The organism is Nocardia sp. NPDC050378 (genome assembly GCF_040655675.1).
GTDB lineage: Bacteria > Actinomycetota > Actinomycetes > Mycobacteriales > Mycobacteriaceae > Nocardia > Nocardia coubleae.
The window spans coordinates 19,899-43,665 of record NZ_JBFAKI010000001.1; the positions used below are offsets into that span (position 1 = coordinate 19,899).

General features: G+C 66.3%; 28 protein-coding genes and 4 tRNA genes. 22 read left to right on the plus strand and 10 right to left on the minus strand.

Going from position 1 to position 23,767, the window contains the following annotated elements:
- Positions 1-36: 36 nt before the first annotated feature.
- Entirely contained in the window at positions 37-165 is a 129-nt protein-coding gene (locus AB0I35_RS00090) for a hypothetical protein (protein ID WP_255495604.1), read from the minus strand.
- Between the two features lie 113 nt (positions 166-278).
- Complete coding sequence (locus AB0I35_RS00095) at positions 279-1,859, minus strand: esterase-like activity of phytase family protein (protein WP_357392938.1); 1,581 nt, start codon at positions 1,857-1,859, stop codon at positions 279-281.
- Positions 1,860-1,944: 85 nt separating this feature from the next.
- On the opposite strand from AB0I35_RS00095, the gene AB0I35_RS00100 reads away from it, so the two are divergent.
- Entirely contained in the window at positions 1,945-2,340 is a 396-nt protein-coding gene (locus AB0I35_RS00100; protein WP_357392940.1) for a RidA family protein, read from the plus strand.
- Positions 2,341-2,484: 144 nt separating this feature from the next.
- On the plus strand, positions 2,485-3,210 hold the full coding sequence (locus tag AB0I35_RS00105) for a maleylpyruvate isomerase family mycothiol-dependent enzyme (RefSeq protein WP_357392942.1): 726 nt from the start codon (positions 2,485-2,487) through the stop codon (positions 3,208-3,210).
- 56 nt (positions 3,211-3,266) lie between these two features.
- Here AB0I35_RS00105 and AB0I35_RS00110 read toward each other — a convergent pair.
- The 3 genes from AB0I35_RS00110 to AB0I35_RS00120 form a co-directional block, all read right to left on the minus strand.
- Positions 3,267-3,339 (minus strand) — tRNA-Arg (locus tag AB0I35_RS00110).
- Positions 3,340-3,370: 31 nt separating this feature from the next.
- Positions 3,371-3,460: transfer RNA gene (locus AB0I35_RS00115), tRNA-Ser, on the minus strand.
- A 93-nt stretch (positions 3,461-3,553) separates the two neighbouring features.
- A complete protein-coding gene (locus AB0I35_RS00120; protein WP_357392944.1) occupies positions 3,554-4,282 on the minus strand; it encodes a dienelactone hydrolase family protein in 729 nt (242 codons plus the stop codon).
- 45 nt (positions 4,283-4,327) lie between these two features.
- Between AB0I35_RS00120 and hisC the strand changes: the two genes are divergently transcribed.
- Positions 4,328-5,395, plus strand: coding sequence for a histidinol-phosphate transaminase (gene hisC / locus AB0I35_RS00125; protein WP_357392945.1), 1,068 nt, complete (start codon positions 4,328-4,330; stop codon positions 5,393-5,395).
- A 244-nt stretch (positions 5,396-5,639) separates the two neighbouring features.
- Complete coding sequence (locus AB0I35_RS00130) at positions 5,640-6,428, plus strand: PRC and DUF2382 domain-containing protein (protein ID WP_067640297.1); 789 nt, start codon at positions 5,640-5,642, stop codon at positions 6,426-6,428.
- A gap of 82 nt (positions 6,429-6,510) precedes the next feature.
- Here AB0I35_RS00130 and AB0I35_RS00135 read toward each other — a convergent pair.
- Positions 6,511-6,610: transfer RNA gene (locus AB0I35_RS00135), tRNA-OTHER, on the minus strand.
- A 144-nt stretch (positions 6,611-6,754) separates the two neighbouring features.
- Between AB0I35_RS00135 and AB0I35_RS00140 the strand changes: the two genes are divergently transcribed.
- The gene (locus AB0I35_RS00140) at positions 6,755-7,114 is read left to right on the plus strand and encodes an antibiotic biosynthesis monooxygenase (protein ID WP_357392947.1); all 360 of its coding nucleotides are present in this window, start codon (positions 6,755-6,757) and stop codon (positions 7,112-7,114) included.
- A 401-nt stretch (positions 7,115-7,515) separates the two neighbouring features.
- Here the strand turns inward: AB0I35_RS00140 and AB0I35_RS00145 are convergent, their stop codons facing one another.
- On the minus strand, positions 7,516-7,671 hold the full coding sequence (locus AB0I35_RS00145; RefSeq protein WP_357392949.1) for a hypothetical protein: 156 nt from the start codon (positions 7,669-7,671) through the stop codon (positions 7,516-7,518).
- 819 nt (positions 7,672-8,490) lie between these two features.
- On the opposite strand from AB0I35_RS00145, the gene AB0I35_RS00150 reads away from it, so the two are divergent.
- Positions 8,491-9,318, plus strand: a complete 828-nt coding sequence (locus AB0I35_RS00150; protein WP_357392951.1) for a hypothetical protein — start codon at positions 8,491-8,493, stop codon at positions 9,316-9,318.
- Between the two features lie 62 nt (positions 9,319-9,380).
- Here AB0I35_RS00150 and AB0I35_RS00155 read toward each other — a convergent pair whose 3' ends face one another.
- The gene (locus AB0I35_RS00155; RefSeq protein ID WP_357392953.1) at positions 9,381-10,067 is read right to left on the minus strand and encodes a GntR family transcriptional regulator; all 687 of its coding nucleotides are present in this window, start codon (positions 10,065-10,067) and stop codon (positions 9,381-9,383) included.
- Between the two features lie 225 nt (positions 10,068-10,292).
- Here AB0I35_RS00155 and AB0I35_RS00160 point away from each other — a divergent pair, with 225 nt between their 5' ends.
- The 11 genes from AB0I35_RS00160 (at position 10,293) to AB0I35_RS00210 (ending at position 17,617) form a co-directional block, all read left to right on the plus strand.
- Positions 10,293-10,739 (plus strand): hypothetical protein, encoded by a 447-nt coding sequence (locus AB0I35_RS00160; RefSeq protein WP_357392955.1) that lies wholly within the window; start codon positions 10,293-10,295, stop codon positions 10,737-10,739.
- 5 nt (positions 10,740-10,744) lie between these two features.
- Entirely contained in the window at positions 10,745-11,008 is a 264-nt protein-coding gene (locus tag AB0I35_RS00165) for a hypothetical protein (protein WP_357392957.1), read from the plus strand.
- A 2-nt stretch (positions 11,009-11,010) separates the two neighbouring features.
- Positions 11,011-11,610 (plus strand): DUF2637 domain-containing protein, encoded by a 600-nt coding sequence (locus AB0I35_RS00170; protein WP_357392958.1) that lies wholly within the window; start codon positions 11,011-11,013, stop codon positions 11,608-11,610.
- 1 nt (position 11,611) lies between these two features.
- Positions 11,612-11,815, plus strand: coding sequence for a hypothetical protein (locus tag AB0I35_RS00175; protein ID WP_357392959.1), 204 nt, complete (start codon positions 11,612-11,614; stop codon positions 11,813-11,815).
- Complete coding sequence (locus tag AB0I35_RS00180) at positions 11,815-13,134, plus strand: FtsK/SpoIIIE domain-containing protein (protein ID WP_357392961.1); 1,320 nt, start codon at positions 11,815-11,817, stop codon at positions 13,132-13,134. Before AB0I35_RS00175 ends, AB0I35_RS00180 begins: the two co-directional genes overlap by 1 nt.
- Positions 13,131-13,451 carry a hypothetical protein gene (locus AB0I35_RS00185; protein WP_357392963.1) on the plus strand — a complete coding sequence of 107 codons (321 nt, stop codon included), beginning with the start codon at positions 13,131-13,133 and terminating at the stop codon, positions 13,449-13,451. The genes AB0I35_RS00180 and AB0I35_RS00185 overlap by 4 nt, the downstream gene beginning before the upstream one ends.
- Before the next feature lie 2 nt (positions 13,452-13,453).
- Entirely contained in the window at positions 13,454-13,633 is a 180-nt protein-coding gene (locus tag AB0I35_RS00190) for a hypothetical protein (protein WP_067494771.1), read from the plus strand.
- A gap of 139 nt (positions 13,634-13,772) precedes the next feature.
- Positions 13,773-14,423 (plus strand): hypothetical protein, encoded by a 651-nt coding sequence (locus AB0I35_RS00195; protein WP_357392965.1) that lies wholly within the window; start codon positions 13,773-13,775, stop codon positions 14,421-14,423.
- A gap of 32 nt (positions 14,424-14,455) precedes the next feature.
- Entirely contained in the window at positions 14,456-16,204 is a 1,749-nt protein-coding gene (locus tag AB0I35_RS00200) for a replication initiator (protein WP_357392967.1), read from the plus strand.
- A gap of 13 nt (positions 16,205-16,217) precedes the next feature.
- A complete protein-coding gene (locus tag AB0I35_RS00205; protein ID WP_067494776.1) occupies positions 16,218-16,397 on the plus strand; it encodes a helix-turn-helix domain-containing protein in 180 nt (59 codons plus the stop codon).
- Entirely contained in the window at positions 16,394-17,617 is a 1,224-nt protein-coding gene (locus AB0I35_RS00210) for a tyrosine-type recombinase/integrase (protein ID WP_357392969.1), read from the plus strand. The genes AB0I35_RS00205 and AB0I35_RS00210 overlap by 4 nt, the downstream gene beginning before the upstream one ends.
- A gap of 15 nt (positions 17,618-17,632) precedes the next feature.
- Here the strand turns inward: AB0I35_RS00210 and AB0I35_RS00215 are convergent.
- Positions 17,633-17,717, minus strand: a tRNA-Ser gene (locus AB0I35_RS00215).
- 160 nt (positions 17,718-17,877) lie between these two features.
- Here AB0I35_RS00215 and AB0I35_RS00220 point away from each other — a divergent pair.
- The gene (locus AB0I35_RS00220) at positions 17,878-18,861 is read left to right on the plus strand and encodes an NAD(P)H-quinone oxidoreductase (protein ID WP_357392971.1); all 984 of its coding nucleotides are present in this window, start codon (positions 17,878-17,880) and stop codon (positions 18,859-18,861) included.
- A gap of 31 nt (positions 18,862-18,892) precedes the next feature.
- Here the strand turns inward: AB0I35_RS00220 and AB0I35_RS00225 are convergent, their stop codons facing one another.
- Positions 18,893-20,095, minus strand: coding sequence for a cysteine desulfurase-like protein (locus AB0I35_RS00225; protein ID WP_357392973.1), 1,203 nt, complete (start codon positions 20,093-20,095; stop codon positions 18,893-18,895).
- Positions 20,096-20,181: 86 nt separating this feature from the next.
- Between AB0I35_RS00225 and AB0I35_RS00230 the strand changes: the two genes are divergently transcribed.
- From AB0I35_RS00230 to AB0I35_RS00245, 4 genes are all read left to right on the plus strand, one after another.
- The gene (locus AB0I35_RS00230) at positions 20,182-20,772 is read left to right on the plus strand and encodes a bacterial proteasome activator family protein (protein WP_357392975.1); all 591 of its coding nucleotides are present in this window, start codon (positions 20,182-20,184) and stop codon (positions 20,770-20,772) included.
- 173 nt (positions 20,773-20,945) lie between these two features.
- Positions 20,946-21,773: an ABC transporter permease gene (locus tag AB0I35_RS00235; RefSeq protein ID WP_357394107.1), complete on the plus strand. Its 828-nt coding sequence runs from the start codon at positions 20,946-20,948 to the stop codon at positions 21,771-21,773.
- Positions 21,774-21,791: 18 nt separating this feature from the next.
- A complete protein-coding gene (locus AB0I35_RS00240) occupies positions 21,792-22,610 on the plus strand; it encodes an ABC transporter ATP-binding protein (protein WP_357394109.1) in 819 nt (272 codons plus the stop codon).
- Between the two features lie 124 nt (positions 22,611-22,734).
- Entirely contained in the window at positions 22,735-23,763 is a 1,029-nt protein-coding gene (locus tag AB0I35_RS00245; protein WP_357392977.1) for a glycosyltransferase family 2 protein, read from the plus strand.
- Positions 23,764-23,767 lie beyond the last annotated feature (4 nt).

Sequence of the window (23,767 nt, forward strand, 5' to 3'; positions counted from 1 at the left end):
TTCGGCCCTCGTCCGAGAATGCCCGGGCGCGCTTGGTCAGCGGCGGCGGGGCGAGCGGTCGGCGCGGACGCGGACCAGGGAACGGGGTGCGTTGGCGGCGGCGTAGCCGGAGACCACCATCGCCAGGATCGTGGCGAAGCCGGCCAGTGCGATCACGTAGCTCATCTAAGACCTTCCGGTTGGTTACATCGCCCAGCTTGCCCGCCCAACCTGACAACAACCTGTGCGCCCCGTGATGAAACCGCATGTGCCCCGGTAATGCACCCCGTTCGACCCGCCTACTTCACGGTGATCTTCACCGTGTGACCACCCACCTTCGCGGGCAGTTTCGTCGTGTCGACCACCAGCACCTCACCGGTGTCCTGTAATCCGTTGGCCAGCGTCTTCGGCTTCAATCCGAACGGCGGTTGCTCACCGGTGCTCGCGGCGAGACCGAAGTCACTGTCGTTGGCGATGTAGATGGTCTTGCCGCCGTCGAGCGAGGCGATGCCCTCGATCTTGTCGTGGCCGAAGAACCTGCCCTTGTCATCGAGCTCGGTGACCAGGTCCGCCAGGTCGAGATTGCTCTTCTTCTCCACCGGTGTGATGCCCGATTTCTTCGATGCGGCCACGCCTTCGGCGGTCGGGACGGTACCGATCAGGGATTCGATCGGCTTGCCGTCGACCAACAGGCCGCCCCTTTCAGCGTCGTACCGCGCACCCGCGAGGGTGGATTGGGGACCGACGTCGGTGGCACCGACGATGTCGATCGTCCAGATCTTCTTGTCCGCCTTGGGCGCCAGGTTGCCGTCACGTTCGACGACCAGGAAGGTAGTGGCGCTCAGCGCCGTGATTTCCGAGACCGCGACCTTGTTCTGCTTCGGGTTCTCCAACGGGTAGAGGAATTCCCTCTGCGCCTTGGTTTTCAGATCGACCGTGACAATCCGCGCGAACGGCACTTCCTTCGCCGAGCCGTCCAGGCCGGGTGTCTTCAGCGCGCTCTGCACCATGCCGACCAGTGTGCTGCCGTCCGGGGTGATGGTGAGCCCTTCCATGCCCTGGTTGGGGCTGCGCAGGGCGATCTCCTTCGGCAGCCCGCTGCCGGGCGCCAGCCGTTCGATCTCGGTGCCGTCGGCGGCGAAGTGCACCAGGAACGGTCCGTATTCGTCCGATACCCAAAACGTGCCGTCGGCGAGGGCGACAAGGCCTTCCGGGTCGAGGCCGTGATCGGTGGCCGGCAGCACCGTGCCCGCCAGATCCTTGATGGTTTCGCCGGTACTGGCCGCCGAATCGACCTGGCCGTTGAACGGGACACCCGCCCGGTTGCGCAGCTCGATGCTCGACTGCAGCACGGCCTTGCTGCCGACCAGCTTGAACTTGCCGATCTTCGGAACGAACGTCGGTGTGGGCGAGAGCTTCTCGTTCTTTCCCGGGCCGTCGACATTGGGGCCGCGGTCGGTGAGGCCGTAGAACTCGTCGGTGCTGCCCGGCACCGGCGTCCACGCCGACCCGAAACCGCTGCCCTGCACCGTGGTCCCGCCGAAGTCACCGAGCACCGGGATGTCGGTGGTGTACAGCCGGACCGCGTCGCTGGTGGTCACGGTGAACTGGTCGAGCCCGGAGTAGCCGGCGACCGGTGTGTACACGTAGGACCCGTCGGTCTTGCGGGTGAGGTTGCCGTGCTCGGGCTCCGTGCTCACGCCGAGCACCGCGTCCCCACCCACGCTCGCCACGAGTTCGTCCAGCGAGATCACCAACGACTGGTCCTTCGTCGTGGTGAAGTCGGGATCGGAGCCTGGCGTCGAGCAGGCCGCCGTGACGGCGGCGGCACACAGCGCGGCCGTGAGCGGGAAGAGACGAAGAGCTGGTCGTGCGTTCATCCGCCTTGCGTACCGCGCGCAACCGACCAGCAGACGACCGGGAAATGAATTGTCCTCCCGCAGCCGGTGCTCCATTCTGGCCACCATGACAACAACCCGGCTCAACATTTCCTCCGCCTCCGACTTCGAAGATGTCGTCGGATATTCGCGCGCCGTGCGGGTGGGCGACCATGTGCTGGTCAGCGGCACGACGGCGGCGCTGCCCGGTGGGGGCGCGGTCGGTGGCGACGATATCGGCGCCCAGACCCGCGAGATCCTCGCGCGGATCGCCACCGCACTCGACCAGGCGGGCGCGAGTGTGCGCGATGTGGTGCGGACCAGGATGTTCGTCACTGATATCTCCCGTTGGCCGGAGGTCGCGGCCGCTCACGCCGAGGTATTCGGCGATATCCGGCCCGCGGCGTCGATGTACGAGGTCACCGCGTTGATCGCGCCCGGGCTGCTGGTGGAGATCGAAGCCGACGCGATCGTCGCCGGCTGATCGTCGCATCACGGGCACTTCGCGCCCTGGGCGGCGACGGCGAAAAGTGCACAGTTGTCCACAGGTTTCGAGTTATCCACAGGGCCGCGTCGAGGGCGTCGTGAACGCCGGTGCCGCCCGCACCGAACTACTACCCTCGATGTCGTGACCAGCGAAATGGCAACGCCCACCGACCTGTTGGCTCAGGTCTCCGCCTCCACCGCGCGTCTCGGAGCCTCGATCGACGCGCTCGGCGAATCGGCCCTGGCCGAGCCGTCCCAGCTGCCCGGCTGGACCCGCGGCCATGTCGTCGCCCACTTGTCCCGCAATGCGGACAGCTTGCTGAACCTGCTGCTGTGGGCGCACACCGGCATCGAGATCCCGCAGTATCCGAGCGTGGCGGTGCGCGACGCCGACATCGAAACCGGTGCGGGCCGCGCGCCCGACGTGCAGCGGGCCGACTTCGCCGCGTCGGCCCATCGCTGGCAGGCCCTGGCCACCACCATGTCCGCCGCCGACTGGGCGGCCGAGGTCCGCAACCGCCAGAGCGGCACCCTCACCGCCGACATCGTCCCGTGGATGCGCCTGCGCGAAACCGAGATCCACCACGTCGACCTCGGCGTCGGCTACACCCCCGCCGACTGGCCGAAGGAATTCGTCGCCCGCCTGCTCCCCGAAACCGTCGCCGACCTCTCCGCCAAGGTCCACCCTGAAGCCACACCAACCTTCGACATCCAAGCCACCGACACCGACTTCATCGCCACCATCGGCCCCGACCGCCCCCACCACACCGTCCTCGGCCCCGCCACCTCCCTCCTGGCCTGGCTCCTGGGCCGCACCCCCGGCACCGACCTGACCGGCCCCCTCCCCCCACTCCCCGCCTGGAAATAACCACCCACAAAAAAATCCGCCTCCTACCGGTGATACCGGTAGGAGGCGGATTGTTGTGCGCCCGAAGGGATTCGAACCCCTAACCTCTTGATCCGTAGTCAAGTGCTCTATCCGTTGAGCTACGGGCGCATGGTCTTCAGTTGTACCGGCGAACCGGGTGTGGCGGAGGCGAGAGGATTTGAACCTCCGGTCCCCGTGAAGGGACAACTCATTAGCAGTGAGTCCCATTCGGCCGCTCTGGCACGCCTCCTGGAGCCTTCTCTTTCGAGGGCACCGGTCCTTGTCGAACCGCCGGGAATGAAGATTACACGAGCAGTCGTAGGAGTCCAAAACGCCTGGTCAGCTAGCGTAAATTGCTGTCGAACCAGTCGTAGATGCGGGTCTGGGAATCGATGCGGATGGCGGCGGCCGCGTCGTCGTCGGGGTCGGGGCGGTCGGCGCGATGGCGCAGGCCGGGGTAGGTGACGGTGAGACTGGCCACATTCGCGCGGGCGGTGGCGTCGCGGAGCTGGTCGACGGCCTCGGGTGGGGTGGCGGGATCGTCGGCGCCGAACAGGCCGAGCCAGGGGGCTTGCAGGCTGGGAGCTACCTCCACCAGTGAGGTGCGCTGGTCGGGGAGCGGGTCGACGATGCCGGCGGCGGCCACGCTCACGGCCGCGCCGATGGGTCGGTTGGTGGCCACGAGGAAGGCGGCCGTGCCCGCGGTGTCGAAACCGAGGACGCCGATGGTGTCGGGGAAGACTCCGCGGCGGGTGAGCCAGTCGAAGCCCGCGTCGAAGTCGGCGAACAATTCGTCGCCGAACACCTCGTGGACGTCGTCGTCGGGGAGACGATCGAACAGGTGCGGGGCGACGACGATCCAGCCTTCCAGCGCGAGCGATCGCATGAGCTCGACGAGCTGGGGCGGGAACTCCCGCGATTCGTGCAGGACGACGATGCCGCCGCGCGCCGTTCGTTCCGGCTCGACGACGGTGATCGGCACCGAGGTGCGCGCGCTGGTTTCGGCGCCACCCGGCTCACCGGCGGACTCCACCGGCCGCAGTGGAGCGACATCGTTGTAAGTGCCCGGCATATTCCCAGCGTAGGCGGCAGAATCGGTCTTGGGTAGGGTGGAGCGGTGACAGCGCGTATCCGGCCCGACCTGGCCACCATTCCCGCCTATGTTCCCGGCCGTACCCACCCGGACGCGGTGAAGCTGGCCTCGAACGAGACGACGTTCGGCCCGCTGCCGAGCGCGGCGAAGGCGATCGCGGCGGCGGCCGAGCAGGCCAACCGGTACCCCGACAACCAGGTCACCGAGTTGCGGACGGCGCTGGCCGAATTCCTCGGTGTGAGCGTTGCCAATGTGGCGGTCGGTTGCGGCAGTGTGGCGCTGTGTCAGGAACTCGTGCAGATCACCTGCGATGCCACGACCGACGAGGTGGTTTTCGCGTGGCGCTCGTTCGAGGCGTACCCGATCGTCACCCAGGTGGGCAATGCCACCTCGGTGCCGGTGCCGCTGACCGCCGATCATCGCCACGACCTGGACGCGATGGCCGACGCGATCACGGAACGAACCAAGCTGATCTTCGTCTGCAACCCGAACAACCCGACCGGCACGGCGCACCCAGGCGCTGAGCTGGAGCGTTTCCTCGATCGGGTGCCCCCACACGTGCTGGTGGTGCTCGACGAGGCGTATTTCGAGTATCTGCGGCTGCCGGAGACCGACGGTATCGAGATCGGCCGCACCCGGCCCAATGTCGTTGTGCTCCGGACCTTCTCGAAGGCGTACGGCTTGGCCGGGTTGCGTGTGGGGTACGCCGTGGGCGATCCCGAGGTGATCACCGCGCTGCTGAAGGTGCATATCCCGTTCAGCGTGAACCGGGTGGCCCAGGCGGCCGCGATCGCGTCGTTGGAGGCGCACGGCGAGCTGCTCGACCGCACCGACGTGCTCATCACCCAGCGGGCGCAGGTGCGCGGCGCACTGCTGGCCGCCGGGTACGAGGTGCCACCGAGTGAGGCCAATTTCGTCTGGCTGCCGCTCGGTGCGCACAGCCTGGCATTCGCCGAAGCGAGCGCTGCTGTGGGTGTGCTGGTTCGCCCGTTCGCCGGTGACGGTGTGCGCGTGACCATCGGCGACCCGCACGAGAACGAGCGTTTCCTCGCCTTCGCCACCGCACCGGAGACGGCGCTCCGCTTCCGCTGACCGCTGCGCCACTTGCCTTTTCGGGCGTAAAGATGGACGACTGACCGATTACGTCGCGTCTTTCGCGGCCCGATCTCATAACCGCGCCCTCACCTCGGGTTGTTTGGCCCCCTGGACCCCGGGTATTTGCCGCCACGTAGCTGATCTGGTCACCCCGATCACTGCGACCCGACTGGTCACCCACAACCACGCGGGCTGCCCCACAAACCGGGATCACGGCCCGCACCCGGTAGGAGGGATGAAAATGAGCAAGGCAACTTTGGATTCGCTGATCGGCGCCACCGCCTATGACGAGCGGGGCGAGAAGATCGGCAAGGTCAAGCAGATCTACATCGACAACAACACGGGCTCCCCGACCTGGGCCGCCGTCTCGACCGGCCTCTTCAGTGCCGACTCGCTGGTGCCGCTGGCGGGGGCCGAACACAAGGCCGATGAGGACACGTTGCGTCTGCACGTCGACAAGGAGCAGGTGAAGTCCGCCCCGCATCTCGACGACGGCGGCCGCATCAGCGCCCAGTCCGAGCAGGAACTGTTCCGTCACTACCACGTGGACCCGCGCTCGGCCGGCTGGAACACCTACGGTCGTCAGCAGATCCGCCCCGGTACCGACGAGCCGATGACCCACGGCAATCCGGCGGCCATGAACCGTGGCACCACCGACGATTCGATGATCCGTTCGGAGGAGCAGCTGCGCGTCGACACCGAAAGCGAGGAGGTCGGCACCGCACGGCTGCGTAAGTACGTGGTGACCGAGGAGCAGACCATCAAGGTCCCGACCACCCACGAAGAGGCGCACATCGTCCGCGAGCCCATCACCGGCGAGCGCACCGGTCGAACCGAGATCGGTGACGACGAGCGCGAGGTGACGCTGCACGCCGACCAGGTACACGTCCAGAAGGAAGCGGTCCCGGTGGAACGGGTCCGTCTCGAGGTGGACGAGGTCGCCGACGAACAGACCGTCTCCGACACCGTCCGCAAGGAGCGTGTGGAAACCGAAGGCTTCGACGACGATCGTCGTCGGAACAAGCCGTGACGTGAATGCTCGCTCAGGCCCCGGTAGCACACCGGGGCCTGGCCGCGTCCGGGGCCGGATAACCGGGGCGAAAGCCCAGTTGTGGCGGAGACGGAGGGATTTGAACCCCCGATGGTGTTACCCATGCTCGCTTTCAAGTCGAATAGCGACCGTCCGCCGGGAGTCTACTGACGTCCGTACCCCTACGCGAAGTGCTGAAATGCTTCCGTGGGGGTTTCGTCGTGTCCGGGGTCGTATGCGCGAGTTGTGACAACGGAGTGACAAATTCGGGAGCCGGGTCTTGGCTCAGCGCTGGACGCAGCAATCAGCGGGAGGAAGATGAGGCCATGACGTCGTGGAGTGCCGAGTTGCCATTCGTCCGGGGAACCACCCCGCCGTACTATGCCGCGATCTTGACAACGGCGTTGTCGACCGAGCCCGCGGACTTGGTTGGATACGCTGAGGCGGCAGCAGAAATGGCCGACCTCGCAGCACAGATTGATGGCTACCTCGGCATGGAGTTCGCGCGAGACGAGGGGTGCGGCATCACTGTGTCGTACTGGCGTGATCTGAACGCCCTCCGAAACTGGCGTGACAACCTCGAACACGTCGCAGCCCAACGCCAAGGGCGCGAGAGGTTTTATCGGGGCTACCGGGCACGAATATCCCGTGTCGAACGTGAATATGAATGGGCTCGGCAAGGTTGAATCCGATTCGCCCCCATGCAGGGAGCACACGCGCCGAGGCAGCAGGTTCTTGGCCCTGTTGTGGGTTGGGTTGCGCACACCTGGGGCTGGCTCACCGCCTGCCCGATAAGGCCTGCCTTTCACGCGCAGAGGCTCACAGGTCAAGGGTGGCGATAGCCATCAGCGACAGCTGACGCCAAGGGCGCTCTTGAGGTGTGAGGGGCGCGGGATCACAATGCAGGCCAACCCAGCACAGGGCCACGCGGCCACCGGTCGCGATACCACCGACCTCACCGCGGATTCCGTTCAGCAATTCGCCGGGCTGGGTGTTCCTGGCCTGGGGTCGGCGTCGTTGGCGACCCGCTACCGGCTTCGTTGACGGCGGCCAGGTGGTGAAGGGGGCCGAAGCCCCCTCCGGGCGGTCAGTGGTACTCGAGCTGCTCGGCCTCGAGGTAGGCGTCCAGGCAGGGCTGGCAGGCGAAGTAGGGGCGCCAGGGGCCGAGGTCGTGCTCGGGGAAGACGGTGGTGGCGGGGGCGGATTCGCAGGCCCAGCAGGTGGGGGCGGTGGTGATGTTCATGGTCGGGGTTCCTCTCCGGTTGGGGTGGTCTGGCTCTGTGTCGGTGGAATCTGGGCTCGCCCGAACCAGGCCGCACCCGCCCCGGCAAAGGCTCGCCACCCGAGGTGGTCACCCGGCAGAGTGATCGAGGTGAGGTGAAGTGCCCGAAATGACGTCGCCGCTGGTGACCACCTCGGGTGGTGACACGTCTTGGTCTTTGCCGGGGTGGGTGTGGTCTGGTACGCCTCCGGCAGATTTCGTCGACGCAGAGACAGACCGCCACAACCGGAGAGGAACCCTGGTGAGTGTCGCTGCGAAACTGCTTGCGTCGGAACGTGAGCCATGACCAACGGGACACAACGACTGGACATGCCGCGATCTGACCGGACCAAGACAACCGACCGGGGCAGGGTGGAGACCATTGGCCGGGACTGGTGGCGGTTCGGTGACCCCGTGCATGAGTCCGGCAGGTGGGTCTATGAGGCAAGCGAGCGAAGCTCGTGCGGCAGCACCGTATGGGAGTCGGTGTGCTGGGGGCCGTCGATGGGCACAGTGCCGGCCGATCGGGCTCGGGAATTTCGTTCAGCAATCCGCGGTCGGGCACGTCATCGCCCGCCCTCGCCTCGAGCTCGGTGCCATTGAGCAATCAGGAGTCGGGTCACCTGCTGGTAGCGCGTGCGCGTCGCCGACGTGCCGACGCGCCCAGGCGGCGCCTTATCAGCCTGGGGTGCGCGTCGCAGCGCGGCGGCGGCGCGCACGCGCCGCCGCAGGCGCCTTGACTCTATATAGCGAAATTCAGCAACAACCCGCGAAGTTGATGCGAGCACGGACAATTGACCCATGACTGGCCTAGCACTGACAGCGGAGCGGCGTGCAGAACTGGCCGCGCTCCTGAACGACGATGCCAAGTTGGATGCGACATACCCGCACGTTGCGGACTATCTCGATACGGTGATGCGCCTGTCTGGGTCCGGGGATCCGGAACGGGACGCATCGTTCGACCTCCGCATGGTCCACTTCCTGACCGGTAATACGCCTGTGGCGGATAACCCGTACTGGGAGATTGTCGGCCCCGTGGTCTCACGTGATGATTCAGGGCGACGGGTGATCGGTGCAGGGGCGGGCAGTGCACGGATCGCGTACGCGGAGACGGTGCTACAAGCGGCATATGCCTACGCGATCCCGTCGCCCGAGACCATCGCATGGGTCCGCGACTTCGCCGGTGCCAGTCCGGTCCTGGACCTCGGTGCAGGTCGGGGGTATTGGGCCGCACAGCTGGCTGCAGCCGATGTGACAGTGGCCGCCTACGACGTCGAACCGCCGGACTCGGTGCCGAATCCGTCCTTCCCTGGTGGGAGTGGACAGCAGGACGTGTGGCATCCGGTCGAAGACCTGGCACGGTACGCCGAAGCTGATAAGTCGGAGGCTGTCTTGTTCCTCTGCTGGCCTCCCGGCTGGGGCTCCCCGATGGCCTCGGACGCGCTGACGGAGTTCGAGAATGCTGGCGGAAGACGATTGGTGTTCGTCGGCGAGGAAGCTGGGGGCAAGACCGGTGACGACCTGTTTTTCGCGATGCTGTCGGACCGCTGGAAACTTGCATCCCAGGACGTCGAACATGTGGCATGGCCGCGCAACCGAGATGTAGCCCAAGCTTGGACCTTGGCATAGCGGGAACAACAACGAAGCCCGGCGCCCTTGATCAGGGGTGCCGGGCTTCGTTGTGTCGAAAGTCAGTGCGTAGCTGGCACTTCGGGGGTCAACGCCATCCGAAACACGAAGGCCTCATAACGGTCGCGCGGGTATGAAACATAGGAAAGCATTAGCACCTGGTTACCGGGACTGATGAACCGCTGCTGGACCGACTTCACCAGAGTGCCCGGGGCGACGCCCAGCCATTCGGCGTGCAGCGCGGTCGGTAGGGAATCCGAGACGGTCTCCTCGAGGAACGTCGCCGCGGTTGTCCCTTCGACGCCGATGGGCTGGTAGTTGTCCGAAATCGAGATCGGTCGGCCGTCCTCGCTTGCTCGCACCACCTCGTGTGTCACGCGGGCGCCTGGCTTGAGGCCGAGCTCCGCGGCGACAGTGTCGCTGGCGTTGATCTCCTGCTTGTGCCGGTCGATCACGATGGCCTGGTCCGACTCTCTGGCGTAGGTGTCTTCCGGGTCCTCGAGCTGCCGCTCCGGCGATACGCGGATGAGGTTGGGCCGGTCTGCGACGAACGTCCCGCGTCGTGGAACAGACCGCACGAGCCCCTGTCGGCTGAGTAGGTCGATCGCCTGCCTGATGACGATGTCCGAGACGCTGTGCCGCGATGCCAGCTCGGCGTAGCTGGGTAGCTGTGTTCCGGGCCTCAGGGCCCCGCTTCGAATTTCACGGGCGAATTCGCCAGCGATAGACACGTATGCCGGTTCGGACATAGATCTGGTTCCTTTCGGTCGGGCGCTCGATCTCCAGGCTCAGTATACGCAACTACGTATACATACTGGTCAACGCCCGTTTACGTCCATGCCGCAAACCCCCAGCCACGCCTATGTATACGCAAGCCTTGTGTGTATACACAACTGCGTATACACTGAGACCCGCGCGGACGAACACCGACAGCGCGACTCGAAACCTCAACCAACACAAAGGAGCTGATTTCAATGGCACTCAAGGACATGTGGATTCCCACCGACTTCGCCGCCGTTTTCCCGCAGGGGCTGATGTTGGTGGGTGATATCGAGCCGGACGAGGAGTTCAGCTCGGACCGCAACGCCCCGAAGCGGCAGAAGATCGACATGGATCGCGACGGCAACGGCTCGCGTAAGCGCCTGTGGAAGGCCACGGTCATGGACCCGGCCGGTGCGGGCAAGGGCGCGAAGAACACCGGCCTGGACATCACGTTCATCTCCGATGTCGTCCCGGTGCCGTCCGCGCCGGAGGTGATGCCCGGCTTCCGCCCGATCGCGCTGGAAGGGCTGATGCTCAAGCCGCGCGTGGTCGGCAACGGTGAGTTCAAGTCGATCGGGTTCTACATCCGGGCTACCGGCATCGTCGGCGACAACTCCGGTGCGAAGGTCAACGAGCCCGCCGCCCGCAAGGCCGCGTGATCACGATGACCTACTTCAGCGCCGATGCCGGGCTGGCGCTCAGCGCCGAACCGATCTATTCCGAAGCTCGACCGGAGTCCGGTGATGACGCCGGTAGCCGTGCCTACGTTCGGATCAACTGTGTCATGGAACACGGCTGGCTGAGCGTGATGCTCTCGGTCGAGGCCGCTCGGGTGCTGGCCGAGCACCTGCCTCGGGTGGTGATGGCGCATGACGCCGCCGAGCGCGCCGCCAAGGAACGGGCTGCCGCGATCGCTGAGGCGGCGTAGCGATGGGTACGGCGGATCAGCAGTCCTCAGGGATGCGGTGGGCGCGCTGGTCCGCCGTCCTGGTTCTGATCGGTATCGGTGCCGCGGCGTTCGTGTTGTCGTTCGCCGCGCTGCAAGACCTCGCGATCATGGGCGGCACACCACGGGGTTTGGCGTGGCTTTTCCCGGTGATCGTGGACGGCACCATCATCCAAGCCACGATGGCCGTGGTCGCCTTGCCGCCGGAATCGGCTGAGCGGTCCTGGTTCTCACGCATCCTCGTCGGCGGGGCGGCGGTGTCGGTGTCGAGCAACTCGATCCACGCCTACCTGACCGGCCACGGTTGGGGCGGTGCCCTGTTGGCCGCGATCCCGCCCCTGGCCCTGCTCATCGACACACACGGCCTCGTCCTGCTTCGCCGTGCGGCACAACATGATTCGGCCCCGACCGTCGTGGTCGAGTCGGCACCTGAAACACCGGCCGTCGCGCCTGATCCGGCGCCCACGGTCGAACCCACATCTTCCGGCCCGGTCCCTGCATCGGTGCCGACCTTCCATCCTTCTCCGCGTTCGGCTGCGCCGTTGCTGCCTGTCGCGGTCCCGATCCCTACAGGGGGCAACTGACATGACTGATCACTCGTTCTTCACGGTGACCACTGACGCTGACGACAACGCTTTCAGCGTCCGCTACTGCGAGCCCATCGGCATGATTGTCGTCGGACTCGGTGACGGCAAGCTGTACATGCCGCCGGTAGATGCCGCGACCTTGGTCGACCAGATCACCGCGGCGCTGAACGCCTACACCTCGACGCTGCGGGCGGTGGCGTGATGGGCTCGACGATCGTTCCGCTCGCGGCCGTGCTGGCCACGGGGCTGATGTTGTGGTGGCGACACCTCGACAACCCCACCCGGCCGGTGCGTGAGGTGGACCCGTTCGCGGGAGTGCCGGCCGAATTGCGCACCGCCGCTCTCGTCCTCACCGATGCTCGTCACCTCAAGCTGATGTGGTTGGCGGTTGGGTTGGGTTCGGAAACCGGGTGGCCCAGTGTCGTCGGCGGGGTCGACCTGATCCCGTCCGGTGCGGTGTTCGACGTGCAGATGATCGGCGGGCAGAAGCTCACCGACTGGACCAACGAAGAAACCCGCGATGCTCTCGCGCACTACCTCGGCGTCGCGAAAGTTCTTGTGCAGCAGTCTGGCCCGTCGTTCGTGCGGGTGGAGCTGCGGACCTTCGACACCCTCGCGGCTGCGGTCGATGTCCCTGACGTGACGGCCTCGACAGGGGTCGATCTGGAAGAGGTGCTGACCGGGGTCCGCGAGGACGGGCAACTGTGGTTGCTGCGGGTCCTGTACGCCCACATCCTGCTCGCCGGTGCGACCGGTTCGGGTAAGGGCTCGGTGTTGTGGTCGATCATCCGGGGCATCGGTCCGGCGATCAAAGCCGGGTTCGTGGATGTGTGGATGGCAGACCCGAAGGGCGGCATGGAATTCGGGCGCGGGCACAAGCTGTGGGTGCGGTTCGAATGGACCGCTGACGGCATCCTGGGCCTGCTCGCCGAAGCGGTCGAGGTGATGCAGAACCGGGCTGCGGAACTGCGCTCGGCCGGTATCCGCAAGCACATCCCGACCACCGATGCACCGCTGATCCTGATCGTGATCGATGAGGCTGCCGCCCTGTCGGCGTATGCCAATCGTGAACAGCGCCAGGAGTTCGAACGCCTGCTCGGCCTGCTGCTCTCCCAGGGGCGCGCGGTCGGGGTCTCGGTCATCGCCGCGTTGCAGGACCCGTCGAAGGAAACGATGCCGTTGCGGCAACTGTTCCCGGTCCGGATCGGGCTGCGCCTGGACGAGCCGACACAAACCGCGATGATCCACGGCCACGGCGCCAAAGATCGCGGCGCGCTGTGCCATGAGATCCCCGAGACCACGCCCGGTGTGGGCTACGTCGGGGAAGACGGCACCACCGAGTTCGTGCGGGTGCGTGCGTTCTGGGTCTCCGACGAGCAGATCGACGCGATCGTCGACGCCTACGCCCCGACACCGACCATCACCGCCGCTGATGACGGTGATGACGATTTCGATCCCACCACCTTCGACCCGGACTACATCCCCGGCGAAGACGACAACCCGATGGAGCGTGCGGCATGAAACGCGGACTCGTCACCGAATCCCACGTCGTCATCTACTGCGACACCTGCGGTGATGTCCTCACCGACGCCGATGGGGAATCGATCTGCTTCGACACCACCCACCAAGCCGTCGGCTTCCTCAACGTCAAGGTTTCGGGCTGGTCCTACGACGGCGACCGCGTCACCTGCGATGCCTGTTCCGGAGCTGCGGAATGCGCCGTCAAAGGGCACCGCTGGGCCCCGGGCTGGCAACAGGAGATCTGGCCCGTATCCGGCGCCCAAGCCGCCTGCAACAACTGCGGCATCACCAAATCCGAACTTGCACAGGAGAACTGACCATGAAGCACTACAACAACGGTCTCGCTGACGTGATCGACTTCGCCGCCCGTGCCCGCTGCCGTGCCGAAGCCCGCGGCCTCGACCCGGCCACCGTGGCGGCAACCGTGCTCGCCGAAACCGGCACCGTCCCGGCCTGGAACGACTACGCCGACACGGGCGGATGGGACGACGTGGCATGACCACCCGAAATCCCAAACCAACACGGCCGCACCCGAACCCGGTTGTTGCCAAAGCGGCCGAGGAAGTCACCGCAGCGAAGAAGAACACCCATCAACTCGAACTGTTCCCCGTGACCGACCTGCACCGGAAGAAGCCGTCATGACCCGCACACAAACGATCACCATCACCGAACAGGTCGATTACTTCGACGTGATCCTCGACGCGCTCGGGCGGGCCATGATCGCTGTCGTCGCAGGGCTCGGGCGGTTGCTGTGGTGGGCGCTGTTGTTCCCGCTGATCTCGGTCCCAATCGCTGCCACCGCCGGTGTCTGGCTGCTGGTCGGGTGGGCTGCCGGGCTCGGGGTGGCCGGGGTGACGGTCGCGGTGATGGTGCTGTGGCGACATTGGAGCCCGCAGACCTTCGAGCGCTGGCTCACCGGTCGTATCCGCTCCCGGTGGTTGGCCTGGTTCCGGTACCGGCGCCGCTGGGCCACCCTGCTCACCGCCTGCGACCTGGTCAACCGTGACGGGGACCGGGTGTTGGTGCCTCGGCTGGTGTCGGTCCACATCGGCGACACCGTCGACACGGTGCACGCCCGGATGCTGCCCGGCCACACCCCCGACTCCTGGACCCACCGGGCCGAGGCCCTCGCCCACGGGTTCGGCGCCCAGCAGGCACGTCTGCGGTTCTCCGGGCCCGGACAACTGGCGATCACCTTCCGCCGCTCCGATGCCCTGGCTGAACCGATCCTCGCCCCGATCGAATCCATCGCCGGATTCAAGACCGTTCCCGGCACCGAAGCCGCATGACCACACCCACCACAACCGAGGGAGGCCGCACCATGTCCACCACGACCGCTACGGCCTCCCTCGGCCGTTCCACCGCACCGATCGTCGGTCTCGCGCCGAACCGCGAAACGGCCGCCGACCGTCGCGCGATGCCCGACCTGACCGACATCGCCGAACACCTGGCCGACAAGGAAGGCGTGTGCGCTCGAGTCGTCCCCATGCGCGCCTTCGACCCCATCACTTCCCGCACCTCCTATGTCGGCGCGCCGTGCAAGTCCACGGTGGCCTCGGTCTGCCCCGCGTGCGCCAGGGCCAACCGGTACCTGCGGATGACCCAGCTCCGGGAGGGCTGGTGCGCTGAACACGAACCCGCTGACGCTGAACCGGTCATCACCCAAGCACAGCAAGACGTATTCGGCGCTCGCGCACTTCTGTTCACCGACTACCACGACGCTCGCCGCGCTGGGGATCACGAACTCGCCGAAGCGATCAAGGCTCTGGTGGCCGACCTCGACACCGAGCTCCGCGAACTCGGCGTGCGTGGCCGACTCCCCGCCCTCGATGAGAAACCGCGACGGAAAGCGAAGTCGACCCGGCGCCGTGACGATGTGCCGGACCTGCCGCGTAAGAAGGTGAACAAGAACCTCACCGTGGGTGCTGCCTTCGCCGACGGCAAGTATCGGCCTTCGACGTTCTTCACGCTCACGCTGCCCTCGTATGGGTCGATCAACCGCGTCCGCGACCCACAGACCGGCGAGATGGTCTCGGACGGCTCGCCGCGTGACCCGGAGTCCTACGACTACACCCGGCAGGCTCGCGACACGATCCACCTCGCGAAACTGTTCGATCGGTGGGTTCAGAACCTGCGCCGGGCGGTCGGTTGGAACGTGCAGTACTGGGCCTCGGTCGAACCTCAGAAGCGCGGCGCCCCACACTTGCATATCGCGATCCGCGGTTCCATCCCGACGAAACTGCTGTTCCAGGTGACGGCCGCGACGTATGTGAATGTGTGGTGGCCGCACTTCGACCGGCCCGTCTACAGCGACGGCAACATGCCGGTCTGGGACTATTCGGCCGGCACTTTCGTCGACCCCCGCACCCACAAGCCGCTGACGTATTGGGATGACGCGTTGGCAGTCATGGATACCGTCGATGACCTCGAACCGGCCCACACGATGCGGTTCGGTGGGCAGGCCAAGCCGGTGCAGATCCTCGGCGGCTCAGAGGAGATGGACAACAAGGTTCGCTACCTGACGAAGTACCTCACGAAGTCGATCGGCGAAGTCCTCGAACCGGATTCGACCCGCGTCGCCGTGCACTACGACCGGCTACACGCGGAGTTGTGCGACACCCCGTGCTCGCCACGCTGCGGGGTCTGGTTGCGCTACGGCATCGTCCCCAAGGGCGCCAGCGAGAAGACCCAGCCGGGCAAGTGCAAAGGCAACGCGCACCGCCGCGAAACCCTCGGCCTGCCCGGTCGCCGTTGCCTGAACTCGGGGAAGTGGTCGGGCAAAACCATCCCCGATCACAAAGCCGAACGCCTCGAATTCGTCCGCGCCGAGCTCGCCCGTGTCGGCATCGTCAAGCCGGATACCTCGCACCTGCGGATCACCCCGGTACGCCCGGGCGACAAGGACGCGCCACCACGCTCACACCTGGTGATGAACCTCATCACGCGGCGGATCAACGAACGCGCCGAGTACACAACGGCCCGCCTCGCGATAGACGACGGACCACCAGGTGTTCCACGTGAAACCGTTGTGCCACAAGACATTTCGATACAACCACGAACCGCCGCATAGGGAGGAACCCAACATGTCCAAGCTTCTGAACGAACAGGAAGTGCGCAAGCTGATCCCGATCGGACACAGCAAGTACTACGAGCTGATCGGCTCCGGTGCGCTGCGCTCGGTCAAGATCGGTCGCCGCCGGTTCGTCACCGAACAGGCCATTGCCGACTACATCGCCGGGCTGGATCAGGCGGCGGCAGCATGAGCAGGCGTCAGCTCCCGCCCCAGATCGAAAAGATCACGCTCAAGAGCGGGGCGATTCGTTACCAGGTGACGACAGAGGCCGGTACAGACCCAGTGACCGGCAAGCGTCGGCAGACCCGCAAGCGCTACCGAACCGAGAAGGAAGCCCGCGATGCTCTGGGCTCGGTGGCGTCGGCGGTCTCTCAGGGTGCCTACGTCGCGCGGTCGTCGGTGACGGTCGAGCAGGCGTGCCGGGAGTGGCTCGACGGCAAGCGCATCGCCAAGAGCACCAAAGCGGCCTACCGTCACGCCCTGCAACCGCTTCGGGACCGTCACGGCTCATTGCCGATCCAGCAGCTCGCCAAGGCTCACCTTGACGACCTCGTGAGCGATCTGCAAGACGGCGAGTTCGTCTATGCGCACGGGCGGCCGTGCAAGACGTGGAACGCTCAGAGCATCAATCCCATGCTTCGGATCACGGGCAAGGTGCTGGCGTCCCAGATGGGCCAAGGCCGGTTGGCGCGCAATGTCGCTGATCTGGTGGACCGGGTGCCGGGGTCGCGTAAGGAGATGGAGACCTACACCGCTGCCGAGGTGCGCAAGGTGCTCGCGGTGGCAGATCGTGACCGGATCGGGCAGGCGTGGCACCTCGCGTTGACGGGCCTTCGGCGTGGTGAAATCTGCGGATTGCGTTGGGCTGACATCGATTTCGCGGCCGGTACGGTCAAGATCGAGAACACGCGGATTCAGGTGGACGGCAAGGTGGTGGAGAAGACCACCAAGACTGAGAAGTCGCGGCGGACGCTGCCGCTCACGCCCGCGATCACGGAGGCGCTCAAGCGTGCACGGGCGATCCAGGCCGCCGAGCGGCTCGAACTCGGGGCCTCCTACGGCTCGGGTGAGTACGTCGTCTGTGATGAGGCCGGTAACCCTGCGGACCCGTCGAAGATGTCTCGGGAGTGGCACCGGGTCTGTGAAGCTGCCGGAGTTCGTCATCTGCGCTTGCACGATGCCCGGCACACCTGCGGGACGCTGCTGCACCTACAGAACGTGCCGATCGCGGTAGTCTCGGCCTGGCTGGGCCACTGTGATGCCGCGTTCACGATGCGCACCTACGTCCACAGCCAGCCCGACGCTCTCGCCGACGCTGCCCGCAGTTTGAACGCGGTTGTGACAAACCGTGACAAGATCGGCGGCGCTCGTCCGATCCGAACTCGGCCACGCCGCAAGTCCGCCAGCTGACCTGCGGGTCATTTGCGGAGACGGAGGGATTTGAACCCCCGATGGTGTTACCCATGCTCGCTTTCAAGGCGAGTGCATTCGGCCGCTCTGCCACGTCTCCCTGAGCAGAAATACTAGCGGACGCGACCGCGACAACAGATCTCGCACGAACATGGGTAACTCCCCGGGCACGGGCCGACTCGCCCCAAAACGATCCGCAAGACGCCAACGCACAGCCCACGCACTTAGTCTGGCCAAAAGACACGGAGAGGCGGTCGAGCATGCGTGCTATCGAGCTGAACGGGTTCGGTGGGCCCGAGGTGATGGAGTGGACCGTGACGGTCGATCCCGAACCCGGCCCCGGCGAGGTGTTGATCGAAGTTGTTGCCGCAGGGGTGAATCGGGCCGATGTGATGCAGCGACGCGGCTTCTATCCCCCGCCCCCGGACGCCAGCTCCGTGCCCGGTCTCGAGTGCTCCGGAACCATCGTCGAACTCGGCGCGGGGGTCACGGATTGGCAGGTCGGTGATCGGGTGTGCGCGCTGCTCGCGGGCGGCGGATACGCCGAGTTGGCGGCTGTGCCGACCACCCAGCTGTTGCCGGTGCCCGAGGAGATGGACCTGGCTGCCGCCGCGGGCTTGCCCGAGGTGGCGGCAACAGTGTGGTCGAACCTGGTGATGACCGCGGGCATGGGCTCGGGGCAGCTGGTGCTGATCCACGGCGGTGGCGGCGGCATCGGTACGCACGCCATCCAGGTGGCGCGGAGACGGGGCGCGCGGGTGGCGGTGACGGCCGGGTCGGACGAGAAGCTGGCCAAATGCGCGGGCCTGGGCGCCGAAATCCTCGTCAACTACCGCACCCAGGATTTCGTGACGGTGCTCGCCGACGCCGGTGGCGCCGACATCATTCTCGACAACATGGGCGCCGCCTACCTGGAACGCAATGTGGAGGCGCTCGCCCCGCACGGCCGGTTGGTGGTGATCGGGCTGCAAGGCGGCACTACCGGGTCGCTGAATATCGGTGGGCTGCTGCGCAAATGGGGTTCGGTGCACGCCACGAACCTGCGCGCCCGACCACGGGCCGGCGTGGGCAGCAAGGCCGAGGTCATCGCCGCGGTGCGCACGCAGTTGTGGCCGGATGTGGTGGCGGGCGAGATCTTTCCGGTGATCTCGGCAGAACTGCCCATCACCGAAGCCGGCCGCGCCCACGAGTTGCTCGACGCAGCCGAAACTTTCGGCAAGGTCGTGCTTCGAGTGCGCGACTGAGAACCGGAGCGGAAATGGCGGCGGGCGCGGACTATTCGAGCGAGCTGAGGGCCCGGCCCAGCTGGTCGATTTCGTAGCGCGTGGTGTACGGGGCCAGGCCGATGGTGACGGCCCCGCCCTCGTCGTTGACACCGAGGGCGTCGAGTAGTCGGCTGCCGCCGTGCACCCCGCTGACCGTGCCGATGCGGGCGTCGGCCAGCTTGGCCGCCACCTTCTCCGCCTGCATGCCCGCCATCGTGAAGCTGACGGTGGGGATGCGGGTGGAGGCGCGGCCGATCACGGTCAGGCCCTCGACCTGCTCCAGCACCAGCATGAGGTGGTCGAAGAGTTGATCGTGGTAGTCCTGCAGCGAGGTGATCGATATTTCGAGGCGTTCGCGGCGGGTACCGGTGGCGCGCTCGTCGAGTCCGGCGAGAAAGTCGATCGACTGGGTGAGCCCGGCGAGCAGCGCGTACTGGTGCCCGCCCACCTCCAGACGTTCAGCCCCCTTGGCGTAGGGGTTGAGCGACATCGACGGGATGCGGTCGAGGAACGCGGGGTCGCGGAACACCAGCGCACCGACCTGCGGACCGCCCCACGACGGCGCACTCAGGGCGACCACATCGGCATTGAGTTCATCGATGTCGATCAGCGCGTACGGTGCGGCGCCGAACGCGTCGGCGACCAGCAGACCACCCACATCGTGGACCCGGTCGGCGGCCACCCGAACGGCGGGCGCCGAACCGACGATCGGCGACGCGGCGGTGAGCGCGACCAGGCGCGCGGTCGGCCCGATCAGCTCCTCGAACTGCCACGACGGCATCTCACACGTCTCGATCTCCACCTCGGCCCAGCGCACGTGCGCGCCGTAGCGGTTGGCGATGCGCAGCCACGGTGCGACATTGGCCTCGTCGTCGAGGCGGGAGAGCACGATGCCCGTGCCGAGACCCAGGCGCGAACTCAGGGACTCGGCGAGCCAGGCGAGCAGAACCGCACGATCGGGACCGAGCACGACGCCGGCCGGATCTCCGCCGACGAGGTCGGCGACCGCCTCCCGGGCGGCATCGAGGATCGCGCCGCTGCGGGTCGCCGCACCGTGGCGGCCGATGTGGGAAAACGAGGAGGTACGGAAACCCGTTGAGACGGCACGCGATACCGAATCGGGAACCAGCATCCCCGCCTGCGGGTCCAGATGGATCCAGCCGTCGCCCAGGGACGGTATCAGGCCCCGAACCCTCGCGACGTCATAAGTCATGGTGGCCACTTTAAGGGCAGCGGGCGTCGCGGTGTAACCGCGTGGGGGTTTTAGCGCGAAGCCGACACACGCGCAATGATGGGGCTATGACGCACTCGGAGGACACCCCCGAATCCATCGTCGTGATCGGTCCCGACGGTCGGCCGGTCACCGTGCCCGCCGACTCCGACGCCGCGGCCGAATACACCGCGCAGGTGGTCGACGGGGACAAGAAGGCCGACGACAACCGTGACGAGTCGGCCGAGTCGCTGGCCGACATGGTGGAGCAGCCCGCCAAGGTGATGCGGATCGGGACCATGATCAAACAGCTGCTCGAGGAGGTGCGCGCCGCTCCCCTCGACGACGCGAGCCGCTCGCGCCTCAAGGACATCCACAAGTCCTCGGTCCGCGAACTCGAGCAGGGCCTCGCCCCCGAGCTGCGCGAGGAACTCGAACGCCTCACCCTCCCCTTCACCGACGAGTCCGTCCCGTCCGATGCCGAACTGCGCATCGCCCAAGCCCAGCTCGTCGGCTGGCTCGAAGGTTTGTTCCACGGCATCCAGACCGCCCTGTTCGCCCAGCAGATGGCCGCCCGCGCCCAACTCGAACAGATGCGCCAGGGCGCCCTCCCGCCCGGCATGCACGCGGCCGATGGGAAGGCAGGCCACGGCCATGTCGGCGGCGGGCAGTACCTGTAAGGTCGGGGATCGTGCCCGCTGCTGCCGCTCGTTCCGAATCGGTCTCCGACCAGGGTGACGCGCGTACCGAAGAGAGCCCCGTGCATACCGACGACACACCGACCGAAGCCGAGGTGGCCGACGCGGCCGCCGCCGAGCAGACCGCCGACGCCCCGCTGCTGGTGAAGACGCCGATGGTGTCGGATTCGCAGACGTTCCGACGCGCGTTCAAAGACATGCGCGACGGGTTCCATCAGCGTGAGCTGTGGTTGTCGCTGGGTTGGCAGGACATCAAGCAGCGCTATCGCCGGTCGGTGCTCGGTCCGTTCTGGATCACCATCGCGACCGGTCTGCAGGCGCTGGCGATGGGTCTGCTGTATTCGACGCTGTTGAATCAGCCGATCAGCGAGTACCTGCCGTATGTGACGATCGGTTTGATCATCTGGAACGTCATCAACGCCTCGATCATCGAGGGCGCCGATGTGTTCATCGCCAACGAAGGCCTGATCAAGCAGCTGCCCTCAGCCTTGAGCGTGCATGTGTACCGGCTGGTGTGGCGCCAGTTCCTGTTCTTCGTCCACAACGTGGCGATCTACGCGCTGCTGGTTGTGGTGTTCGCGCTCTGGCGCAACCTCGACGTTTCGGTGTTGCTCGCGATTCCGGCGATCGGCCTGCTGTTCCTCAACGCCATGTGGGTGACCATCGTCTTCGGCATCTTCGCCACTCGGTACCGCGACATCGCCCCCATCCTCGGTTCGATGACGCTGATGCTGTTCGTCCTCACCCCCGTGATGTGGTCGACGAAGGCGCTCGAGACCGCAGTCGGTGGGATGAGCGACCGGGCCAAGCTGATCGAGATCGTGCCGACCTTCCATTACCTGGAGATCGTGCGCGCGCCGCTGCTCGGTGAGCCGTCGCAGTGGCATCACTGGGCCATCGTCGGCGCGATCACGGTGGTCGGCTGGGTGGTCGCGATCCTGGCGCTCAAGCAGTACCGTGCCCGCGTCCCGTACTGGGTTTAGGAGACTGTCGTGAGCCGTGTGAGTATCGAAACCCATGACGCGTGGGTCGAGTTCCCGATCTTCGACGCCAAGTCGCGGTCGCTGAAGAAGGCCTTCCTCGGTAAGGCGGGCGGCGCGATCGGGCGCAACAGTTCCGACGTGGTGGTGGTCGAGGCGTTGCGCGAGATCAATCTGTCGCTCAAGGAAGGCGACCGGGTCGGACTGGTCGGGCACAACGGCGCGGGCAAGTCGACGCTGCTTCGCCTGCTCTCGGGCATCTACGAACCCTCGCGCGGCAGTGCGCGCATCCGCGGCCGGGTGGCACCCGTGTTCGACCTGGGTGTCGGCATGGACCCGGAGATCTCCGGCTACGAGAACATCATCATCCGCGGCCTGTTCCTCGGGCAGACCCGCAAGCAGATGCTGGCCAAGATCGACGAGATCGCCGACTTCACCGAGCTCGGCGAGTATCTGTCGATGCCGTTGCGCACCTACTCCACGGGTATGCGGGTGCGCCTGGCGATGGGTGTGGTCACCTCCATCGACCCCGAGATCCTGCTGCTCGACGAGGGCATCGGCGCGGTCGACGCCGAGTTCATGAAGAAGGCGCGCACTCGGCTCCAGTCGCTGGTCGCGCGGTCGGGCATCCTCGTTTTCGCCAGCCACTCCAACGAATTCCTCGCCCAGCTGTGCGATACCGCGATGTGGATCGACCACGGTCGCATCCGCGAACAGGGCGGCATCGAAGACGTTGTGCGAGCGTATGAAGGGCCCGAGGCGGGTAATCACGTAGCACAGGTGCTTCGCGAGCTGGAAGCCGAATCCGGCGACAAAGAATTGGAGCGGAACAAGGCATGAGCGGTCAACGGCCGGAGGCGGCAGCGCAGCGTAACCACGTAGGCCGTCCGGTCATGCCTGGTGACACAGCATGAGCGGTCGAAGTGAGGACGCCGTCCCGGCCGCTGTGCCAGGTGGGTTCAGCATGGCTGATCGGCTCGAGGCGGGGGTTGCCCCCGTGGAGCCCGCCGCCGTGCTCCCCGTGACCGAGGAGCCCGAGCTGCCCGCAGGCGCCGAACCGGCCGATCTGAGCACCGACACCGGACCGGACGCGCGGATCATCGCGGTCGTCGTCACCCACAAGCGCCGCGAACTGCTCGCCGAATCGCTGAAAGTGCTTGCCTCGCAGTCGCGTCCGATCGACCATCTGATCGTCGTCGACAACGCCAACGAGGACGAGGTGGCCGAGCTGGTCGCCCAGCAGCCCATCGAGGCCACCTACCTCGGTTCGCGCCACAACCTCGGCGGCGCCGGCGGTTTCGCGCTCGGCATGCTGCACGCGCTCACCCAGGGCGCGGACTGGGTGTGGCTGGCCGACGACGACGGCCGACCCGACGGCCCGGAAGTTCTCGCGACGCTGATCGATTGCGCGCGCAGGCACAACCTGGTCGAGGTATCGCCGGTGGTGTGCGATATCGACGATCCCGATCGGCTCGCTTTCCCGCTGCGCCGGGGCGTGGTGTGGCGCAGGCGACGCTCGGAGCTCGGTGACGAGGACTTCCTGCCCGGCATCGCGTCGCTGTTCAACGGCGCGCTGATCTCGGCGAAGGCCGTCGACCTGATCGGTGTGCCCGACCTGCGCCTGTTCGTGCGTGGCGACGAGGTGGAGGTGCATCGGCGCCTGGTCCGGTCGGGCCTGCCGTTCGGTACCTGCCTGCAGACCGCGTACCTGCACCCCAACGGTGCCGAGGAGTTCAAGCCGATCCTGGGCGGGCGCATGCACACCCAGTACCCTGACGATCCGGTGAAGCGCTACTTCACCTATCGCAATCGCGGGTACCTGATGTCGCAGCCGGGTATGCGGAAGCTGTTGCCGCAGGAGTGGATTCGGTTCTCCTGGTTCTTCCTGGTAACGCGCCGCGATCCGGCGGGCTTGAAGGAATGGTTCCGGTTGCGCTCGCTCGGACGCAATGAGCAGTTCGGCAAGCCGGACCAGCGCGGCCCCCAGAAATAGGGGC

Bases quoted from the DNA above. Each gene is read 5' to 3' on its own strand.
- AB0I35_RS00090 (WP_255495604.1), bottom strand. From the start codon at position 165: ATGAGCTACGTGATCGCACTGGCCGGCTTCGCCACGATCCTGGCGATG.
- AB0I35_RS00095 (WP_357392938.1), bottom strand. From the start codon at position 1,859: ATGAACGCACGACCAGCTCTTCGTCTCTTCCCGCTCACGGCCGCGCTG.
- AB0I35_RS00100 (WP_357392940.1), top strand. From the start codon at position 1,945: ATGACAACAACCCGGCTCAACATTTCCTCCGCCTCCGACTTCGAAGAT.
- AB0I35_RS00120 (WP_357392944.1), bottom strand. From the start codon at position 4,282: ATGCCGGGCACTTACAACGATGTCGCTCCACTGCGGCCGGTGGAGTCC.
- AB0I35_RS00130 (WP_067640297.1), top strand. From the start codon at position 5,640: ATGAGCAAGGCAACTTTGGATTCGCTGATCGGCGCCACCGCCTATGAC.
- AB0I35_RS00140 (WP_357392947.1), top strand. From the start codon at position 6,755: ATGACGTCGTGGAGTGCCGAGTTGCCATTCGTCCGGGGAACCACCCCG.
- AB0I35_RS00145 (WP_357392949.1), bottom strand. From the start codon at position 7,671: ATGAACATCACCACCGCCCCCACCTGCTGGGCCTGCGAATCCGCCCCC.
- AB0I35_RS00150 (WP_357392951.1), top strand. From the start codon at position 8,491: ATGACTGGCCTAGCACTGACAGCGGAGCGGCGTGCAGAACTGGCCGCG.
- AB0I35_RS00155 (WP_357392953.1), bottom strand. From the start codon at position 10,067: ATGTCCGAACCGGCATACGTGTCTATCGCTGGCGAATTCGCCCGTGAA.
- AB0I35_RS00160 (WP_357392955.1), top strand. From the start codon at position 10,293: ATGGCACTCAAGGACATGTGGATTCCCACCGACTTCGCCGCCGTTTTC.
- AB0I35_RS00165 (WP_357392957.1), top strand. From the start codon at position 10,745: ATGACCTACTTCAGCGCCGATGCCGGGCTGGCGCTCAGCGCCGAACCG.
- AB0I35_RS00170 (WP_357392958.1), top strand. From the start codon at position 11,011: ATGGGTACGGCGGATCAGCAGTCCTCAGGGATGCGGTGGGCGCGCTGG.
- AB0I35_RS00175 (WP_357392959.1), top strand. From the start codon at position 11,612: ATGACTGATCACTCGTTCTTCACGGTGACCACTGACGCTGACGACAAC.
- AB0I35_RS00180 (WP_357392961.1), top strand. From the start codon at position 11,815: ATGGGCTCGACGATCGTTCCGCTCGCGGCCGTGCTGGCCACGGGGCTG.
- AB0I35_RS00185 (WP_357392963.1), top strand. From the start codon at position 13,131: ATGAAACGCGGACTCGTCACCGAATCCCACGTCGTCATCTACTGCGAC.
- AB0I35_RS00190 (WP_067494771.1), top strand. From the start codon at position 13,454: ATGAAGCACTACAACAACGGTCTCGCTGACGTGATCGACTTCGCCGCC.
- AB0I35_RS00195 (WP_357392965.1), top strand. From the start codon at position 13,773: ATGACCCGCACACAAACGATCACCATCACCGAACAGGTCGATTACTTC.
- AB0I35_RS00200 (WP_357392967.1), top strand. From the start codon at position 14,456: ATGTCCACCACGACCGCTACGGCCTCCCTCGGCCGTTCCACCGCACCG.
- AB0I35_RS00205 (WP_067494776.1), top strand. From the start codon at position 16,218: ATGTCCAAGCTTCTGAACGAACAGGAAGTGCGCAAGCTGATCCCGATC.
- AB0I35_RS00210 (WP_357392969.1), top strand. From the start codon at position 16,394: ATGAGCAGGCGTCAGCTCCCGCCCCAGATCGAAAAGATCACGCTCAAG.
- AB0I35_RS00220 (WP_357392971.1), top strand. From the start codon at position 17,878: ATGCGTGCTATCGAGCTGAACGGGTTCGGTGGGCCCGAGGTGATGGAG.
- AB0I35_RS00225 (WP_357392973.1), bottom strand. From the start codon at position 20,095: ATGACTTATGACGTCGCGAGGGTTCGGGGCCTGATACCGTCCCTGGGC.
- AB0I35_RS00230 (WP_357392975.1), top strand. From the start codon at position 20,182: ATGACGCACTCGGAGGACACCCCCGAATCCATCGTCGTGATCGGTCCC.
- AB0I35_RS00235 (WP_357394107.1), top strand. From the start codon at position 20,946: ATGGTGTCGGATTCGCAGACGTTCCGACGCGCGTTCAAAGACATGCGC.
- AB0I35_RS00245 (WP_357392977.1), top strand. From the start codon at position 22,735: ATGGCTGATCGGCTCGAGGCGGGGGTTGCCCCCGTGGAGCCCGCCGCC.